The organism is Ruegeria sp. CG11, from assembly GCF_056537245.1.
Window position 1 is genome coordinate 127,696 of the sequence record NZ_JBQFRE010000005.1, and the last position, 16,313, is coordinate 144,008.

Below are 16,313 nucleotides of genomic sequence, written 5' to 3' on the forward strand. Positions count from 1 at the left end.
CACGATCTCAGCGAGAATTGACTTGCCCAAAATTGACCCAATCGTCGTGTCAAGGATGCCCCTTGGCTGTGTGAACTGGAACGAAACGGACAGCTATATAGGGGGTCTGCCAATGCTGGGCGAACACCCCTGGCCGCGCACACCTGCTGGCGTACCCCTTACTTTCTGTGCCCAGATAGATCTGGAAACTGTAACCGCTTTGCGCCCTGATACAGGTCTGCCACAAACAGGTTTGCTTCTTTTTTTCTGCGATACTGTCCAAAACCAGCACGGCAGTGTCGTATATCTTGGAACTGCAGGTTCACTTCGGCAGCCACCCGCGCGAACGCCACACGCCTTTGGGGAATATTACGGGCGAAGCCTTCTCAATCACGACAATCCGCTGCGCGCGGCCCATACACTGCCGCGCTGGCCTGTGGAATTCCACCCCGCCCCTTGTGAGGAGGAAGTCGACGATGGCAACGACCCGTTAGAGTTGGAAGCTGCCAACCCTGAGTTTTGCAGGCCACGGTTGGTGGACCTCTTGATCGAACACAAACTCGCCCCTGATGCCGCGCTAAGGGAAACCGGGTTTGTTTGGCATGCCAGTGTTAAGATACTAGCCGGGCATCTCATGCGGGAACTTTCCACGTGCCGCGAAACTCTGTTGGCGCAGATTTTACCGGACACTATGAAATCCCGGGCGCAACGCGCTTGGATCAAGCATACGCCGTTACGCTGGACAAAGGGGTATAAGCCGTTTCGCAAATTCGTCTTGGATTTGTGGGCTTGGTCTCAGGAACAACCTGCTTGGGCAGAGTTGCACGACGAAGACCGTAAACGCCTTTGGCAATCAACCGAGAGGCTCGACGAGGAGTTCCGTCGGTTTGCACCTGACACACGAAGCCTCTATTCCGTTGGACTGGGCGGAGCTGAGAAACTGGCGCGCGACACCGTGAAACATGCGGTAACTGGCGGTGATGAGGCCTGGCTGGCTCTGCCAGAACCTGTGCGGGAACACATCAACAATCACGAACTCGCCCCGGGCGACGATCCAGAGCGCCACCAGATGTTTGGTCAGGGCAGAATGGTTCAAGCCGGTGTTTACGAACGCCTCAATCAACTGCTGCTTCTGCAACTGTCCTATGACAGTTTCGGGTCGCTGTGGTCCGGCGATGTTGGTATCATGACGTGGTGGATCAGACCTGAGCATTTGAAAACACGAGAATGGGCGCAGAGCGAATTCATGTTCGAATGCCACTAACGCCAGCCAAATTGCAAGATTCGCAAAGCTGGCAACCGCGCCGACCCTAGATTGCCATGCCGACGGGGCTGATTTGCGGGTTTGTGATCACACCCAAAAAACCTGTGATCACAAATGTTGAAAATCTTCACTAAAAACCGCGTTGGCGCAAAAAAACCCTTTATATATGCCCCCTAGACACTTCTATAACGGTGTAATCGTAGTCAGACAGGACAGTTTCGATGAACATTCACGAATATCAGGCCAAAGCTCTTCTTCGCAGCTATGGCGCTCCGGTCTCCGAAGGTCGCGCGGTTCTGCGCGCCGAGGAAGCCAAAACCGCAGCCGGTGAACTGGATGGCCCTCTGTGGGTTGTCAAAGCCCAAATTCACGCGGGTGGCCGCGGCAAGGGTTCTTTCAAAGAGGCCGATGCCGGTGAAAAAGGCGGAGTCCGTCTGACCAAGTCGGTTGAAGAAGCCGCTGAAGAAGCCAAAAAGATGCTGGGCCGCACGCTGGTCACGCATCAGACTGGCCCCGCCGGCAAGCAGGTCAACCGCATCTATATCGAAGCCGGTTCCGGCATTGAGCGTGAACTGTATCTGGCCCTGTTGGTGGATCGCCAAACCAGCCGCATCTCGTTCGTGTGCTCGACCGAAGGCGGCATGGACATCGAAGAAGTGGCCGAAGCGACGCCCGAGAAAATCCTGTCCTTCTCGGTCGACCCTGCAACCGGTTATCAGCCCTATCACGGCCGTCGCATCGCCTTCTCGCTGGGTCTGGAAGGCGCGCAGGTCAAGCAATGCGTCAAACTGATGAGCCAGCTCTATGCAGCCTTCGTCGAGAAGGACATGGAGATGCTGGAAATCAACCCTCTGATCATCTCGGACAAAGGCGACCTCAAGGTGCTGGACGCCAAAGTCGGCTTCGACGGCAACGCGGTTTACCGCCACCCCGACATCGCCGAACTGCGCGACACGACCGAGGAAGACCCCAAGGAACTGGAAGCCTCCAAATACGACCTGAACTACATCGCACTGGATGGTGAGATCGGCTGTATGGTGAACGGCGCCGGTCTGGCGATGGCAACCATGGACATCATCAAGCTCTACGGTGCCGAGCCTGCCAACTTCCTCGACGTGGGCGGCGGTGCCACCAAAGAGAAAGTGACCGAAGCGTTCAAGATCATCACCTCGGACCCGCAGGTCAAAGGCATTCTGGTCAACATCTTCGGCGGCATCATGCGCTGTGACGTCATCGCCGAGGGCGTTGTCGCCGCGGTGAAAGAGGTCGGCCTGCAAGTTCCGCTGGTCGTGCGTCTGGAAGGCACGAATGTCGAGAAAGGCAAAGAGATCATCAACACCTCTGGCCTGGACGTGATCGCGGCGGACAACCTGAAAGACGGTGCCGAGAAGATCGTGAAGGCGGTTAAGGGTTAAACCAACATGGGAGTGGGAGAAGCCATCGCGCTGTTAGCCTTCGCTGCATTGGTCATCGTGGTCTTTGTTGCGAAGGAGAATCGTTTGGCCGATCCAAATAGAACAGACACAATCTTTGTTTCTCAAATGCGAGAAGTTTGCACATTGAAAGATGGCCCTGTCTCCGCAGCGCTAATCAGACAATCCGGCAACCTTTATCGAGACTTGGGACTCTTCGATCACTGGAGAGACGCAATGGCCGAAATCGAAAAGTCCATGAACCGCGCCAAGATCGACTCCGTGTTTGTTCAATCAAATGGTGCAGAACGATTTGAAGTCATTCGTTTGCATCACTCCCATCGCGGCAAAGCCGAAGGAAAAAAACTTGGAGGGGCGGTTATCGCCTCGGAGGCTTAACACTCGCGCTCACGGCGCGGCAATTTCAGGAGACTCCTAAAAATGGCAGTCCTCATCGACGAAAATACCAAAGTGATCTGTCAGGGCTTTACCGGCTCGCAGGGCACATTCCACAGCGAGCAGGCCATCGCCTACGGCACCAAGATGGTCGGCGGTGTGACCCCCGGCAAAGGCGGGATGACCCATCTGGGCCTGCCCGTGTTCAACTCGGTCCACGAAGCCAAGCATGTGACCGAAGCCAACGCCTCGGTGATCTATGTTCCGCCGCCCTTCGCGGCTGACTCGATCCTCGAAGCGATTGACGCCGAGATGGAGGTGATCGTCTGCATCACCGAAGGCATCCCGGTTCTGGACATGATGAAGGTGAAGCGCGCGCTGGAAGGCAGCAAATCGCGCCTGATCGGCCCGAACTGCCCCGGTGTCATCACGCCCGACGCCTGCAAGATCGGCATCATGCCCGGCCACATCCACAAGCGCGGCTCGGTCGGTGTTGTGTCCCGCTCGGGCACCCTGACCTATGAGGCCGTCAAACAGACTACCGATGTCGGTCTGGGCCAGTCCACCTGCGTGGGCATCGGCGGTGACCCGATCAAAGGCACCGAGCATATCGACGTGCTGGAATGGTTCCTGGCCGATGACGAAACCGAGTCGATCATCATGATCGGTGAGATCGGTGGCTCGGCCGAGGAAGAAGCCGCGCAGTTCCTGGCGGATGAGGCCAAGAAGGGCCGCAAAAAGCCGACCGCCGGTTTCATCGCAGGCCGCACAGCCCCTCCGGGCCGCCGCATGGGCCACGCGGGCGCAATTGTCGCCGGTGGCAAGGGCGGTGCAGAGGACAAGATCGAAGCCATGCGCTCGGCCGGTATCGTCGTGGCCGAAAGCCCCGCCCAGCTGGGTGAGGCTGTGCTGGAAGCGATTGGGTAAGTGATCGCTTACCGGGCATATGCTCTGAGAGTAGTGCTCAGATTTCAGGGTGGACGTTCAACGTCCGCCCTGCTTGACATAAAAGTGCCCGCAAGGAAGCCTCATGACTATTGTTGAAGCCACACGCACTTGTTTTTCAAAGTACTTTGTCTTCTCGGGGAGAGCCTCTCGACCCGAATTTTGGAAATTTGTGCTGTTTCTTATGCTGGCATCGATTGTTGTCACAATACTCAGCTCAGTGCTTTTCGGACCTACCGAAACTCAGGTTTTGAAGGTGTCAATTAACTCTCAAGGTGAACAGACCCAAAGTCTTGTAAACCACCGCACATATGACGGTGGATGGATGGGAGTTGTATTCCAAATTGCCACGGCTGTTCCACTGCTTTCGGCAGCTTGGCGTCGAATGCACGACATTGGCCGCCCAGGCTGGCACATGTTTTTGCCGGTTCCTGCGTTTGCGCTTTCATTCCTAATTATTTTTCTAACATCGCAACCAGTTCCAATAGATCATAGCTCTATTCCAGCGGAGTTTGGTGTATCGGGCACTGTTAGTATGCCACAAAACGGCGCATTGTTTCTGATTGCTTGGCTCATCGGTGTTGTCAGCATTATTTGCGTGATTGTCTGGTTGGCGCGCCGATCAGAACCAAATCGCAACCGGTTTGATCCTCCGATTGCCGAAGAAGAGGTTGCGGCATGACCTTCTCCGACGCCATCCGCACGTGTTTCTCCAAGTTCTTCACCTTCTCGGGTCGTGCCTCGCGGCCCGAATACTGGTTCTTTTTCCTGTTCATCGTGATCTGGAGCATCCTCGCCGGGATCATCGATGCACAGTTTTTCACGCAGGTCTCGGTCAGCGAAAGCGATGAGGTGAAATCCGTCACCGCCACGTCCTCAGCACCAGTGCAAAGCATCGTGAGCCTGATCGTGTTCATCCCGCATCTGGCCGTCGCGTGGCGGCGGATGCATGATACCGGGCGCAGCGGGCTTTACGCTCTGCTGCCGATCCTGTTGATCCTTGGCGCCGGGGCCGTTCTGGTCTTTGGCATCGGCCTTGCCTCCAGTTTCCAGCATGGTGGCAATCTGGACATCCTGTTCACCCGCGCCACTTTGCTGGTCGTTCTTCCGACACTGCTGATCCTGTTTGTGTCGCCCCTCCTGGTTCTGTGGTGGCTGACCCGCCCGTCTCAACCAGGCACCAACCAATACGGTCCCAACCCATATGAGGTAGCCCAATGACCGAACATACGCCCAATTCCGCGTTTCACGCCTCAAGCTTTATGCAGGGGCACAATGCCGAGTATCTGGAGCAGCTTTATGCCCAGTACACCAAGAACCCCGGTGCGGTAGATGCCGCCTGGGCCGAGTTCTTCAAGGCCATGGGAGACGCATCTCCGGACGTTCAGCGCGAGGCCGAGGGGCCGTCCTGGGCGCGCACCGACTGGCCGCCGATGCCGGCGGATGATCTGACCGGCGCGCTGACCGGTGAATGGGCCGAGATCGACGCCAAAGCGGCGGGCAAGAAGATCAAGGACAAGGCTGCGGACAGGGGCGTTCAGGTCAGCGAAGATCAGGTCAAGCGTGCGGTGCTGGACAGCCTGCGGGCGTTGATGCTGATCCGGGCTTATCGGATCCGGGGCCATCTGGCCGCCAATCTGGACCCGCTGGGTATGCGCGCCGCCAGCACGCACCCAGAGCTGGACCCCAAAACCTATGGCTTTACCGAAGCCGACATGGACCGGCCGATCTTTATCGACAACGTTCTGGGCTTGCAGATGGCCTCGATGCGCCAGATCGTGGAGATCGTGAAACGGACCTATTGCGGCACCTTCGCGCTGCAATACATGCACATTTCTGATCCCGAACAGGCCGCGTGGCTGAAGGAACGGATTGAAGGATACGGCAAGGAAATCCAGTTCACCAAGGAAGGCCGCAAGGCGATCCTGAACAAGATGGTCGAGGCCGAAGGCTTCGAAAAATTCCTGCATGTCAAATACATGGGCACCAAGCGGTTCGGGCTGGACGGCGGTGAGGCGCTGATCCCCGCGATGGAGCAGATCATCAAGCGCGGCGGCGCATTGGGGATCAAGGACATCGTCATCGGGATGCCGCACCGGGGCCGCCTGAACATCCTCGCCAACGTGATGAGCAAACCTTATCGCGCGATCTTCAACGAATTCCAGGGCGGCAGCTTCAAGCCCGAAGACGTGGATGGATCGGGCGACGTGAAATACCACCTCGGCGCCTCCAGCGATCGTGAGTTTGATGGCAACTCCGTGCACCTGTCGCTGACCGCGAACCCCTCGCACCTTGAGGCGGTGAACCCGGTGGTGCTGGGTAAGGTCCGTGCCAAACAGGATCAGTTGAACGACACCGACCGTACCGCAGTGATGGGCATCCTGCTGCACGGCGACGCGGCTTTTGCCGGTCAGGGTGTTGTGGCCGAAGGCTTTGGCCTGTCGGGTCTGCGCGGTCACAAGACCGGCGGCACCATGCATATCGTCGTGAACAACCAAATCGGTTTCACCACCGCGCCGCACTTCTCGCGCTCCAGCCCATATCCCACGGATATCGCGCTGATGGTCGAGGCGCCGATCTTCCACGTGAACGGCGACGACCCCGAGGCCGTGGTGCACGCCGCCAAGGTTGCGACCGAGTTCCGCCAGAAGTTCCACAAGGACGTGGTTATCGACATCTTCTGCTATCGCCGGTTTGGTCACAACGAGGGCGACGAGCCCATGTTCACCAACCCGATCATGTACAAGAAGATCAAAACGCATAAGACCACGCTGTCGCTGTACACCGAACGTCTGGTCAAAGACGGCCTGATCCCCGAGGGCGAGATCGAGGACATGAAAGCTGCCTTCCAGGCGCATCTGAACGATGAGTTCGAGGCCGGCAAGGACTACAAGCCCAACAAGGCCGACTGGCTGGACGGGCGTTGGTCGCATCTGGACAAGAACAAAGAGGAATACGTGCGCGGCGAAACCGCGATCACGCCGGAAACCATGGCCGAGATCGGCAAGGCGCTGACGCACGCGCCTGAAGATGTTGCCCTGCACAAGACCGTGGGTCGTCTTCTGGACCACAAGAAACAGATGTTCGACAGTGGCAATGGTTTTGACTGGGCAACCGGTGAAGCGCTGGCTTTTGGCTCATTGCTGACCGAAGGGTTCCCGGTCCGCCTGTCCGGTCAGGACGCGACGCGCGGCACGTTCAGCCAACGTCACTCGGGCTTTGTCCACCAGGAAAGCGAAGAGCGGTATTACCCGCTGAACAATATCCGCGCGGGCCAGTCGAAATACGAAGTGATCGACTCGATGCTGTCGGAATACGCGGTGCTGGGCTTCGAATATGGCTATTCGCTGGCCGAACCGAACGCGCTGACCCTGTGGGAGGCCCAGTTCGGTGACTTCGCCAACGGTGCACAAATCATGTTCGACCAGTTTATCAGTTCGGGCGAAAGCAAATGGCTACGGATGTCGGGTCTGGTGACCCTGTTGCCGCACGGGTTCGAAGGGCAAGGACCCGAGCACTCCTCGGCGCGTCTGGAGCGGTTCCTGCAAATGTGCGGTCAGGACAACTGGATCGTGGCGAACTGTACGACGCCTGCGAACTATTTCCACATCCTGCGCCGTCAGTTGCACCGGACCTTCCGCAAGCCGCTGATCCTGGTGACCCCGAAATCGCTGCTGCGCCACAAGCTGGCAGTCAGCACGGCCGATGAGTTCACCACCGGTTCGAGCTTCCACCGCGTATTGTGGGACGATGCGCAACATGGCAATTCGGACACCAAGCTGGTTAAGGATGACAAGATCAAACGGGTCGTGATGTGTTCCGGCAAGGTCTACTATGACCTGCTGGAAGAACGCGACGCCCGTGGGATCGACGATGTCTACCTGATGCGGATCGAGCAGTTCTACCCCTTCCCCGCCCACTCGCTGATCAATGAGCTTGAGCGTTTCAAGGGGGCCGAAATGGTCTGGTGTCAGGAAGAGCCCAAAAACCAGGGTGCCTGGACCTTTATCGAACCCAATATCGAATGGGTGCTGACCCGCATCGGTGCCAAACACACACGGCCGCTCTATGTCGGTCGCGCCACTTCGGCCTCGCCCGCCACGGGTCTGGCCAGCCAACACAAAGCCCAACAAGAGGCGCTCGTGAACGAAGCGCTGAGCATCGAAGGAAAGTAAACGATGACCATTGAAGTTCGTGTTCCCACGCTTGGCGAATCTGTTACCGAAGCCACGGTTGCGACCTGGTTCAAGAAACCCGGTGATGCCGTGGCCGTGGACGAGATGCTCTGTGAGCTTGAAACCGACAAAGTGACCGTCGAAGTTCCCTCGCCCTCAGCGGGTGTGATGGGCGAGATCGTGGCCGGAGAAGGTGAAACCGTTGGCGTCGATGCCCTGCTGGCAACCATCGCCGCAAGTGAAGGCGCCGCCCCCGCCCCTGCCGCTGCTGCCCCCGCAGCAGAGGCAGCCCCGGCCGCAGGCGCAGGCAGCGTCGATGTGATGGTGCCCACCCTGGGCGAGTCGGTCACAGAAGCCACCGTTTCAACCTGGTTCAAACAGGTTGGCGATGCCGTCGCGCAGGACGAAATGCTGTGTGAGCTGGAAACCGACAAGGTCTCGGTCGAGGTTCCGGCCCCAGCCGCTGGCGTTCTGGCGGAAATCGTGGCTCCGGAAGGGGCCACGGTGAATGCCTCGGCCAAACTGGCCGTCATCTCCGGCGCAGGCGCTGTTGCCGCCCCTGCCGCTGCTCCGGCAGCAGCAGCCGCTCCGGCGCCAGCAGCCACAGGCAAAGACGTAGCCAATGCGCCGTCGGCCGAAAAAGCGATGGCCGAGGCCGGTCTGTCCGCCGATCAGGTCACCGGCACCGGACGCGATGGCCGCATCATGAAAGAGGATGTGGCCCGCGCCGTGGCAACCGCAGCCACTCCGGCCCCAGCTGCCGCTCCGGCGCCCGCGCCTGCACCGCGCGCGCCTGTTGCAGCCGAGGATTCGGCGCGTGAGGAACGGGTCAAGATGACCCGCCTGCGCCAGACCATCGCCAAGCGCCTGAAAGACAGCCAGAACACCGCCGCCATGCTGACTACCTATAACGAGGTGGACATGACCGAGGTGATGGCCCTGCGCAACCAGTACAAGGACCAGTTCGAGAAGAAGCACGGTGTGCGTCTGGGCTTTATGTCCTTCTTCACCAAGGCCTGCTGCCACGCGCTGAAGGAAGTGCCCGAGGTGAACGCCGAGATCGACGGCACCGACATCGTCTACAAGAACTTCGTCCACATGGGCGTTGCCGCCGGTACGCCCACCGGCCTGGTGGTTCCGGTCATCCGTGATGCGGATTCGATGTCCTTTGCCGCGATCGAGAAAGCCATCGCCGAAAAAGGCAAGCGCGCCCGCGAAGGCAAGCTGTCCATGGCCGAGATGCAGGGCGGCACCTTCACCATCTCGAACGGTGGTGTTTACGGTTCGCTGATGTCGTCGCCGATCCTGAACCCCCCGCAGTCGGGTATTCTGGGGATGCACAAGATTCAGGACCGTCCGATGGCGATCAACGGTCAGGTTGTGATCCGTCCGATGATGTATCTGGCGCTGTCCTATGACCACCGGATCGTTGACGGCAAAGGCGCCGTGACTTTCCTTGTTCGTGTAAAAGAGGCGCTGGAAGATCCGCGCCGCCTGTTGATGGATCTGTAATCATGGCAACTCATGTATTGTGGCAGGCCGATGTGGCCGATTTCGATGCCTGGCTGAAAGTGTTCCGCGAGGACAAACCGATGCGCAAGGCCGCGGGCATCCGCGACCTGCACGTCTGGCGCGACCCGGACCAGCGTGACCATGCCATCGCCATGTTCGAGGTGACGAACCTGGACAAGGCGCGGGCGTTTTTCGGCTCGGAAGAGCTGGCGATGCACCACGAACGGGGCGGCATTGCGCATATCACGATCAAGCTGCTGGAACCGGTTTGAAGAAAGCACCGCATGATCCGGTCACACTGGATCATGCGACCACCGGTCCATCCGGTCGATTTAGGAGAGTATAATGGCAAACTATGACGTCATCGTAATCGGCGCCGGCCCCGGCGGCTATGTCTGCGCCATCCGTTGCGCCCAGCTGGGACTGAAAACGGCCGTTGTCGAAGGGCGTGAAACCCTGGGCGGCACCTGTCTGAACGTGGGCTGTATCCCGTCCAAGGCACTGCTGCACGCCAGCCATCAGCTGCATGAGGCCGAGCACAACTTTGCCAAGATGGGTCTGAAGGGCAAATCGCCTTCGGTCGACTGGAAACAGATGCAGGCCTACAAGGAAGAAACCATCGAGGGCAACACCAAAGGCATCGAGTTCCTGTTCAAGAAGAACAAGATCGACTGGCTCAAGGGTTGGGGCTCGATCCCCGCAGCCGGTCAGGTGAAAGTGGGTGATGAGATCCACTCGGCCAAGAACATCATCATCGCATCGGGGTCCGAGCCGGCCTCGCTGCCGGGTGTTGAAGTGGACGAAAAGGTCGTTGTGACCTCGACCGGTGCGCTGTCACTGGGCAAGATCCCGAAAAAGATGGTGGTCATCGGCGCAGGTGTGATCGGCCTGGAACTGGGCTCGGTCTATCAGCGACTGGGGGCCGAGGTCACCGTGATCGAATTCCTCGACGTGATCACCCCGGGCATGGACCCCGAAGTGCAGAAGACCTTCCAGCGCATCCTCAAGAAACAGGGCCTGAAATTCGTCATGGGTGCGGCGGTTCAAAAGACCGAGGCCACCAAGACCAAGGCCAAGGTCACGTACAAACTGCGCAAAGATGACAGCGAGCATGTGATCGACGCAGACACCGTTCTGGTCGCCACCGGGCGCAAGCCGTTCTCGGACGGGCTGGGGCTTGAGGCGTTGGGCGTTGAGATGACCCCGCATGGTCAGATCAAGGTTGGTGCCGACTGGCAGACCAACGTGCCGGGCATCTATGCCATCGGCGACGTCACCGAAGGTCCGATGCTGGCGCACAAGGCCGAGGATGAAGGCATGGCCGCCGCCGAGCAGGTTGCGGGCAAGCATGGCCACGTCAACTATGGCGTCATCCCGGGCGTGATCTACACCTGGCCCGAAGTGGCGAATGTGGGCGAAACCGAAGAAACGCTCAAGGCCGCGGGCCGCGATTACAAGGTCGGCAAGTTCATGTTTATGGGCAATGGCCGCGCCAAGGCCAACTTTGCCGCCGACGGTTTCGTCAAGATTCTGGCCGACAAGGAAACCGACCGCATCCTGGGCTGCCACATCATCGGCCCGGCAGCCGGCGACCTGATCCACGAGGTCTGCGTCGCAATGGAATTCGGTGCCTCGGCCGAGGATCTGGCTCTGACATGCCACGCCCACCCGACCTATTCGGAAGCGGTGCGCGAGGCTGCGCTGGCCTGCGGCGACGGTCCGATCCACAGCTGATCCTGCCGCAAAAGGAAACCAGAAAGGCGGGCCCAGCAGCCCGCCTTTTTTCTGCCGTTGCATCGCCTTAGTTTTGTTACCGTATAAGTTGATCAATCCAACGTGATTGCCGGGCCTGATCCGGCACAGACGATTGAAACGTAACATTTATTGAGGTTGATATGCGGTTCGCCCTTCTCTGCGCTGTAGCGTTGTTATTCACCATGTTCTCAGGTCAGGACGCGCAAGCGGGCCGTGCCGGTGGCGTCTGGGGCACGGCCGAACAGATGAGCCTTGTTGCACCGACCGATGTCACGGACAAATCCGGCCGACAACTGGCGCTGTGTCATTTGACCAAAAAGACTCACATCATGTTTGCAGGCGTGTGGCGCAGTTCGATCGGCTATGTCATGGCCCCGAACAATTGTGACAGCGACAGCTACTACTCGGTCAATGCGGAACAGCTGTCGATGGGCAAAGTGGTAGGCACTTACCCTGCGGACCTGCCGGATCAACCCTCGATGTCAATCGCCGACATGATCTCGGGGTTTTGGGGTTTGGGCGTCGTTGCGGTGTTTCTGATCGTTGCCGGATTGAAGTCTGCTGTTCAGGCCAAGCGCACGGCGCAGCGGCATGCAGAGATGGGCAATGTGCATCCGGCGGCCCTGCGGGCGTTGGATGCGATGTGCCACGCGGCAAAAGCGGATGGTATGCTGGACCCATCTGAGATTGCATTGATGGCCGATATTGCCAAGCAAATGACCGGTGAAACCTTTGACGAGGCCCGCATCCGCCGCATGTTCGACATGGCCGAGGCCAAACCGACCGAGGCCCAGTTCGCCGCATTTGGCACCGGGTTGACCTCGGATCAGAAACGCATGGTACTGCAGGCCACGCTGATGATCGCAGCCGCAGACGGCCATATGGATGATGATGAGGCCCTTTTCGCTCAGAAACTGGCGCGCGGGCTGGGGATCAATGTGGACGAATTCATGACGATGTTTCAGGCCATCAACGCCAATCCGGCCTGATTTACCACATGGTCTTTGCGGCGCGTGCCCCCCACTCGGAATCGTAACGCGCGCCGCCTTCTTCGCCCGCACTCGCCTCGGCCAGTATTTCGCCCATGGTGGGGAGGTTGGCACTTTCGTCGCCCGCGCTCCAAGTGCGGGCACGCATCATTGCGCGGGCGCATTGGGTGTAGATCTCAGAGATTTCGATGACCGCAACGGTGGCCGGCTGTTTTCCGTTCTTCTCGAACCGGGCGCGCAGGTCGGCGTCCGCCGTCAGCCGCGCCTGTCCGTTTACACGCACGACATTGTCGGAGCCGGGCACCAGAAACATCAGCGCCACGCGCGGGTCCCGCACGATATTGCGCAGGGAATCCAGACGGTTGTTGCCGCGCCAATCCGGCAGGGCCAGCGTCTTGGGATCAAGTTCCAGCACCACCGGACCATCATCCCCGCGCGGGCTGCCATCGGTGCCTTCGGGGCCGACCGTACTGAGGATGCACAGGCGCGAGGCCATGATCCATTTGCGGTAGAGCGGCGTCAGGCTGTGTGCCACCTTGCGCAAAGAGGGCGCTGCGGGCTTGCCATACAATCCTTCGAGCGTTTCGATATCTTCAATGAACTGCATCCGGGTCAAACCCCACTTCTTTCATCAATGCATCAGAGCGTGTCTCGATCACGTTTTCCAGCCGTTGCAAGAAGTCCTTGCGGCCAACGCCCGGTTCGATCGGATCGAGGAAATCGACAATTGCCAGCCCGGGTTTGCGCAAAACGCCCGTGCGCGGCCAGAAAACACCGGCATTGGTCGCCACTGGAACACAGGGAAACCCGAGGCCTTCATACAGAACCGCCGTGCCCACCTTGTAGGGACGATGCACCCCCGGCGCGACGCGGGTGCCCTGCGGGTAGATGACCAACTGGCCGGGTTCCGTGAATTCCTTCGAGACGTCCTTGACCATCTTGGCCACAGCCGCACCCTTTTTACCGCGATCCACCGGGATACAGCCAAGGCGGCGTGCGTACATGCCGATGACCGGGGTCCAGAGTAGCTCTTTCTTCATGATGAACTTGCCGTGCGGCACCGCATCGAAAATTATGATGATATCGAGGAAGGACTGGTGCTTGGCACCGACGACCACCTCGTCCATGGGCACTGTGCCGCGGACCTCGGTGCGGATGCCGACCATCCAGCGGGCCAGCCACATGGTTGTGCGGGCATAGGTCTTGCAAGCTTGCAGCGCACCGCGTTTGGTCAGCAGGGCATAGGGGGCAAACACGATGCCCAGGATCAACATCCAAGCGTAGATTACGATCATGAAGATCAGCGAACGGATCCATTGAAACGCTGTGGCCATCACGAAAGCTCCTTCAATTTGCGGCTGGCGGCGGTCCAGGTGGCCAAAAAGGCGACGGCGGCACCCAGCACGGGGATCAACGCGGGCAGCAGCCAGCCTGCACCCTGAAATCCCAGACCGGTCAGAAAGCCCCCCTCGTCCGAGGCTTCGGGCAACAGCAGCACCCCGGTCATGCCCAACAGAACCCCGACAACCGCACCAAAAAACGCGCGATAGGTAAAGCGCCGCACAAAAGCGCGGGCGATAAAGCTGTCGCGGGCACCGACGAGGCGAAGAACCTCGATAATCTGGGCATTGGCTGCCAGCGAGGCATTGGCGGCGAGCGTGATCATGGCCGCCGTAGCGCCACCGATCAGCAGGATCGAGACCCAACCCAACCGCCGCAACGACACTGCCGCATCCACCAGCGGTTCGCGCCAGCGGGTGTGGTCGTCCAGCACCGCGCCCGGCACTTCGGCCCCCAGCCGCAGGCGCAGGCCGGTCGCGTCCAGCCCGGGCTCACCTTCGATAATCTCGATCAGTTGCGGTATGGGCAGCGTGTCCAGCGGCAGGTCGGGGCCGAACCAAGGCGACAACAGCGCGGCCTGCTCCTCGGTCGTCAGCGCCCGGGCCGAGGCGACGCCGGGGGTCTGACCAAGCACAGCCAGGGCGGCCTCCGTTTGGGCCGCAAGCTGGTCGGCGGGGGCATTGATGCGCAGGGTCGCGGCCCCGGCCAGTTCACTCGCCCAGCGATCCGCCAACCGCCCCGAGGCCAGCGACAACGCCAGCGCAAACACCGCCAGAAAGGCCATCGCGCCCGACACGAACAGGGTCAGATGCGCGGTATAGCCGGTGGGTGGCACGACCCGGTCGGCGCGCGCATCCCGTTGCAACAGGTTCCGGATCATACCCTTGCTCATAGATCCGCCCCCGCAAGCTGCACCTGACGCTGCGAGATCCGCAGCACGCGCGCCTGCACCTGGCTTTTGGCGGCGCGGATCAGGCTCAGGTCATGGGTGGCGATCAGAACGGTCTTGCCCATCTTGTTCAGCTCGACCAGCAGGCGCAGCAGGCGTTGCGACATCTCCCAGTCCACATTGCCGGTGGGTTCATCCGCCAACACCACATCGGGCGACAGGATCACTGCACGGGCGAGGGCAGCACGTTGGCGTTCGCCACCCGACAATTCCGGAGGATGGGCATCCAGGCGCGCGCCCAGACCAACCCAGGACAGCAACTCGCTCAAATCCTCTCGCTTTGCAGTCTCTGCCTGTCCGGATACCATCAGCGGCAGGGCAACGTTTTCCGCCACCGTCATGTGATCCAGAAACCGGCAATCCTGATGCACGACACCGATCCGGCGGCGCAGCAGGGCCATCTGATCCCGATCCAACCGGGCAACGTCCTGTTCAAACGTGCTCAGCCGCCCGGATGTGGGCAGCAACGCTCCATAACACAGCTTGAGCAACGTGGTCTTGCCCGCGCCCGACGGGCCGGTCAGAAAGTGAAAAGACCCCGGTTGCAGCTGCAGAGACACGTCGCTCAGCAGTTCGCCACCACCATAGGTGTAGCTGACATTTTCCAGCTCGATCACAGGGGCCCCCGTTCTAGTTGCCGCCCTTCTTGCCCGAGCGCGGTGGTGGTTTCAATGCCTGCACCGGGTCGAATTAGTGACACATGGGCCGTGAAACCGAAAACACCCTTTGCGGTCAGGTTTTAACGGAATATCATCCCTGAAAAAACTACTATCGGGTCCAGGGCCCGACCAGGAGGCAGTATGCGTCTTACTTGTCCGAATTGCAGCGCCCAATACGAGGTGCCAGACGAGGTCATTCCCGAAGAAGGCCGCGACGTGCAGTGTTCGAATTGCGAGAATACCTGGTTTCAGGCCAAGTACCCGGACCAGCCTGCCCCTGCGGCGGCCGAGCCTGTTGTCGAGGACACGCCTGCCGAGGCAGAGCCCAAGCCCGCAGAGGCTGCCGAGGCAGCGTTTGCGCGTGTTACCGAGGTGAAGGTAGACAAGAAACCTGCTCCGCCTCCCAAACCTGCGCCCACGCCCGAACCCGCAGCCGCCGTGAAACAAGAAAAACCTGCGGCGGCCGGAAATATCGACCCAGCGGTTGCCAACATCCTCAAGGAAGAGGCCGCCCGCGAGGCCGATCTGCGCGCTCAGGAAGGCGGCAGCCTTGAGACCCAGCCCGATCTGGCGCTGGAATCCCCGACCGAGCCCGAACCCGACACGGAACGTGCCATCAAAGACCTGACAGCCACCGAGACCGCAGAAGATGCGGGCCAGAAGGACGCGCTGCCGGATGTCGAGGCGATCAATTCCAGCCTACGCAGCGATGTCACCGCAGCAGAGGGTAACGCGCCGCGCAAATCCGGTGGGTTCATGCGCGGATTTGCCCTGATCCTGATCATCGGAATTGTGCTGATGCTGGTCTACAGCAACGCGCAGAAAATCGGCCAAGCTGTTCCACAGGCCGAACCGATCCTTGAACCCTATGTGACGTTGGTGGATCAGGCGCGGCTGTGGCTCGAGGCGCAAACCTCGGGACCCGCGCAGAACTGAT

Annotated in this window: 16 protein-coding genes; 12 read left to right on the plus strand and 4 right to left on the minus strand. The window is 59.8% G+C overall.

The window, feature by feature from the left end:
* Nucleotides 1-55: 55 nt before the first annotated feature.
* The 11 genes from ACR0KW_RS13680 to ACR0KW_RS13730 all read left to right on the plus strand — a co-directional run bounded on the left by ACR0KW_RS13680 (nt 56) and on the right by ACR0KW_RS13730 (nt 12,427).
* On the plus strand, nt 56-1,243 hold the full coding sequence (locus tag ACR0KW_RS13680; RefSeq protein WP_480805603.1) for a DUF1963 domain-containing protein: 1,188 nt from the start codon (nt 56-58) through the stop codon (nt 1,241-1,243).
* Nucleotides 1,244-1,464: 221 nt separating this feature from the next.
* Entirely contained in the window at nt 1,465-2,658 is a 1,194-nt protein-coding gene (gene sucC / locus ACR0KW_RS13685; RefSeq protein WP_480805477.1) for an ADP-forming succinate--CoA ligase subunit beta, read from the plus strand.
* A 6-nt stretch (nt 2,659-2,664) separates the two neighbouring features.
* Complete coding sequence (locus ACR0KW_RS13690) at nt 2,665-3,054, plus strand: hypothetical protein (protein ID WP_480805478.1); 390 nt, start codon at nt 2,665-2,667, stop codon at nt 3,052-3,054.
* 42 nt (nt 3,055-3,096) lie between these two features.
* On the plus strand, nt 3,097-3,978 hold the full coding sequence (gene sucD, locus ACR0KW_RS13695; RefSeq protein WP_480805479.1) for a succinate--CoA ligase subunit alpha: 882 nt from the start codon (nt 3,097-3,099) through the stop codon (nt 3,976-3,978).
* A gap of 103 nt (nt 3,979-4,081) precedes the next feature.
* A complete protein-coding gene (locus ACR0KW_RS13700; RefSeq protein WP_480805480.1) occupies nt 4,082-4,678 on the plus strand; it encodes a DUF805 domain-containing protein in 597 nt (198 codons plus the stop codon).
* A complete protein-coding gene (locus ACR0KW_RS13705) occupies nt 4,675-5,217 on the plus strand; it encodes a DUF805 domain-containing protein (protein WP_480805481.1) in 543 nt (180 codons plus the stop codon). The genes ACR0KW_RS13700 and ACR0KW_RS13705 overlap by 4 nt, the downstream gene beginning before the upstream one ends.
* The gene (locus tag ACR0KW_RS13710) at nt 5,214-8,171 is read left to right on the plus strand and encodes a 2-oxoglutarate dehydrogenase E1 component (RefSeq protein ID WP_480805482.1); all 2,958 of its coding nucleotides are present in this window, start codon (nt 5,214-5,216) and stop codon (nt 8,169-8,171) included. Before ACR0KW_RS13705 ends, ACR0KW_RS13710 begins: the two co-directional genes overlap by 4 nt.
* Before the next feature lie 3 nt (nt 8,172-8,174).
* Complete coding sequence (odhB, locus tag ACR0KW_RS13715; protein ID WP_480805483.1) at nt 8,175-9,683, plus strand: 2-oxoglutarate dehydrogenase complex dihydrolipoyllysine-residue succinyltransferase; 1,509 nt, start codon at nt 8,175-8,177, stop codon at nt 9,681-9,683.
* A gap of 2 nt (nt 9,684-9,685) precedes the next feature.
* Nucleotides 9,686-9,955, plus strand: coding sequence for a hypothetical protein (locus tag ACR0KW_RS13720; protein ID WP_170327189.1), 270 nt, complete (start codon nt 9,686-9,688; stop codon nt 9,953-9,955).
* A gap of 73 nt (nt 9,956-10,028) precedes the next feature.
* Nucleotides 10,029-11,417 (plus strand): dihydrolipoyl dehydrogenase, encoded by a 1,389-nt coding sequence (lpdA, locus tag ACR0KW_RS13725; protein ID WP_480805484.1) that lies wholly within the window; start codon nt 10,029-10,031, stop codon nt 11,415-11,417.
* A 161-nt stretch (nt 11,418-11,578) separates the two neighbouring features.
* Nucleotides 11,579-12,427, plus strand: coding sequence for a tellurite resistance TerB family protein (locus ACR0KW_RS13730; protein WP_480805485.1), 849 nt, complete (start codon nt 11,579-11,581; stop codon nt 12,425-12,427).
* Nucleotide 12,428: 1 nt separating this feature from the next.
* On the opposite strand, the gene ACR0KW_RS13735 is transcribed toward ACR0KW_RS13730, so the two are convergent.
* The 4 genes from ACR0KW_RS13735 to ACR0KW_RS13750 are packed head-to-tail and all read right to left on the minus strand — an operon-like array spanning nt 12,429 to nt 15,334.
* Nucleotides 12,429-13,034, minus strand: coding sequence for a pyridoxamine 5'-phosphate oxidase family protein (locus tag ACR0KW_RS13735; RefSeq protein ID WP_480805486.1), 606 nt, complete (start codon nt 13,032-13,034; stop codon nt 12,429-12,431).
* Nucleotides 13,021-13,761, minus strand: coding sequence for a lysophospholipid acyltransferase family protein (locus ACR0KW_RS13740; protein WP_480805487.1), 741 nt, complete (start codon nt 13,759-13,761; stop codon nt 13,021-13,023). Before ACR0KW_RS13740 ends, ACR0KW_RS13735 begins: the two co-directional genes overlap by 14 nt.
* Nucleotides 13,761-14,660, minus strand: coding sequence for a cell division protein FtsX (locus tag ACR0KW_RS13745; RefSeq protein ID WP_480805488.1), 900 nt, complete (start codon nt 14,658-14,660; stop codon nt 13,761-13,763). Before ACR0KW_RS13745 ends, ACR0KW_RS13740 begins: the two co-directional genes overlap by 1 nt.
* Nucleotides 14,657-15,334: a cell division ATP-binding protein FtsE gene (locus ACR0KW_RS13750; RefSeq protein WP_480805489.1), complete on the minus strand. Its 678-nt coding sequence runs from the start codon at nt 15,332-15,334 to the stop codon at nt 14,657-14,659. Before ACR0KW_RS13750 ends, ACR0KW_RS13745 begins: the two co-directional genes overlap by 4 nt.
* A 183-nt stretch (nt 15,335-15,517) precedes the next feature.
* Here ACR0KW_RS13750 and ACR0KW_RS13755 point away from each other — a divergent pair, with 183 nt between their 5' ends.
* Entirely contained in the window at nt 15,518-16,312 is a 795-nt protein-coding gene (locus ACR0KW_RS13755) for a zinc-ribbon domain-containing protein (protein ID WP_480805490.1), read from the plus strand.
* Nucleotide 16,313: the final 1 nt, after the last annotated feature.

What these genes read in the sequence shown, in the direction of transcription:
- odhB (WP_480805483.1), top strand. Translation starts at nt 8,175, where the DNA reads ATGACCATTGAAGTTCGTGTTCCCACGCTTGGCGAATCTGTTACCGAA.
- sucC (WP_480805477.1), top strand. Translation starts at nt 1,465, where the DNA reads ATGAACATTCACGAATATCAGGCCAAAGCTCTTCTTCGCAGCTATGGC.
- ACR0KW_RS13705 (WP_480805481.1), top strand. Translation starts at nt 4,675, where the DNA reads ATGACCTTCTCCGACGCCATCCGCACGTGTTTCTCCAAGTTCTTCACC.
- ACR0KW_RS13700 (WP_480805480.1), top strand. Translation starts at nt 4,082, where the DNA reads ATGACTATTGTTGAAGCCACACGCACTTGTTTTTCAAAGTACTTTGTC.
- ACR0KW_RS13745 (WP_480805488.1), bottom strand. Translation starts at nt 14,660, where the DNA reads ATGAGCAAGGGTATGATCCGGAACCTGTTGCAACGGGATGCGCGCGCC.
- ACR0KW_RS13690 (WP_480805478.1), top strand. Translation starts at nt 2,665, where the DNA reads ATGGGAGTGGGAGAAGCCATCGCGCTGTTAGCCTTCGCTGCATTGGTC.
- ACR0KW_RS13680 (WP_480805603.1), top strand. Translation starts at nt 56, where the DNA reads ATGCCCCTTGGCTGTGTGAACTGGAACGAAACGGACAGCTATATAGGG.
- ACR0KW_RS13755 (WP_480805490.1), top strand. Translation starts at nt 15,518, where the DNA reads ATGCGTCTTACTTGTCCGAATTGCAGCGCCCAATACGAGGTGCCAGAC.
- lpdA (WP_480805484.1), top strand. Translation starts at nt 10,029, where the DNA reads ATGGCAAACTATGACGTCATCGTAATCGGCGCCGGCCCCGGCGGCTAT.
- ACR0KW_RS13740 (WP_480805487.1), bottom strand. Translation starts at nt 13,761, where the DNA reads ATGGCCACAGCGTTTCAATGGATCCGTTCGCTGATCTTCATGATCGTA.
- ACR0KW_RS13735 (WP_480805486.1), bottom strand. Translation starts at nt 13,034, where the DNA reads ATGCAGTTCATTGAAGATATCGAAACGCTCGAAGGATTGTATGGCAAG.
- ACR0KW_RS13730 (WP_480805485.1), top strand. Translation starts at nt 11,579, where the DNA reads ATGCGGTTCGCCCTTCTCTGCGCTGTAGCGTTGTTATTCACCATGTTC.
- ACR0KW_RS13710 (WP_480805482.1), top strand. Translation starts at nt 5,214, where the DNA reads ATGACCGAACATACGCCCAATTCCGCGTTTCACGCCTCAAGCTTTATG.
- ACR0KW_RS13720 (WP_170327189.1), top strand. Translation starts at nt 9,686, where the DNA reads ATGGCAACTCATGTATTGTGGCAGGCCGATGTGGCCGATTTCGATGCC.
- sucD (WP_480805479.1), top strand. Translation starts at nt 3,097, where the DNA reads ATGGCAGTCCTCATCGACGAAAATACCAAAGTGATCTGTCAGGGCTTT.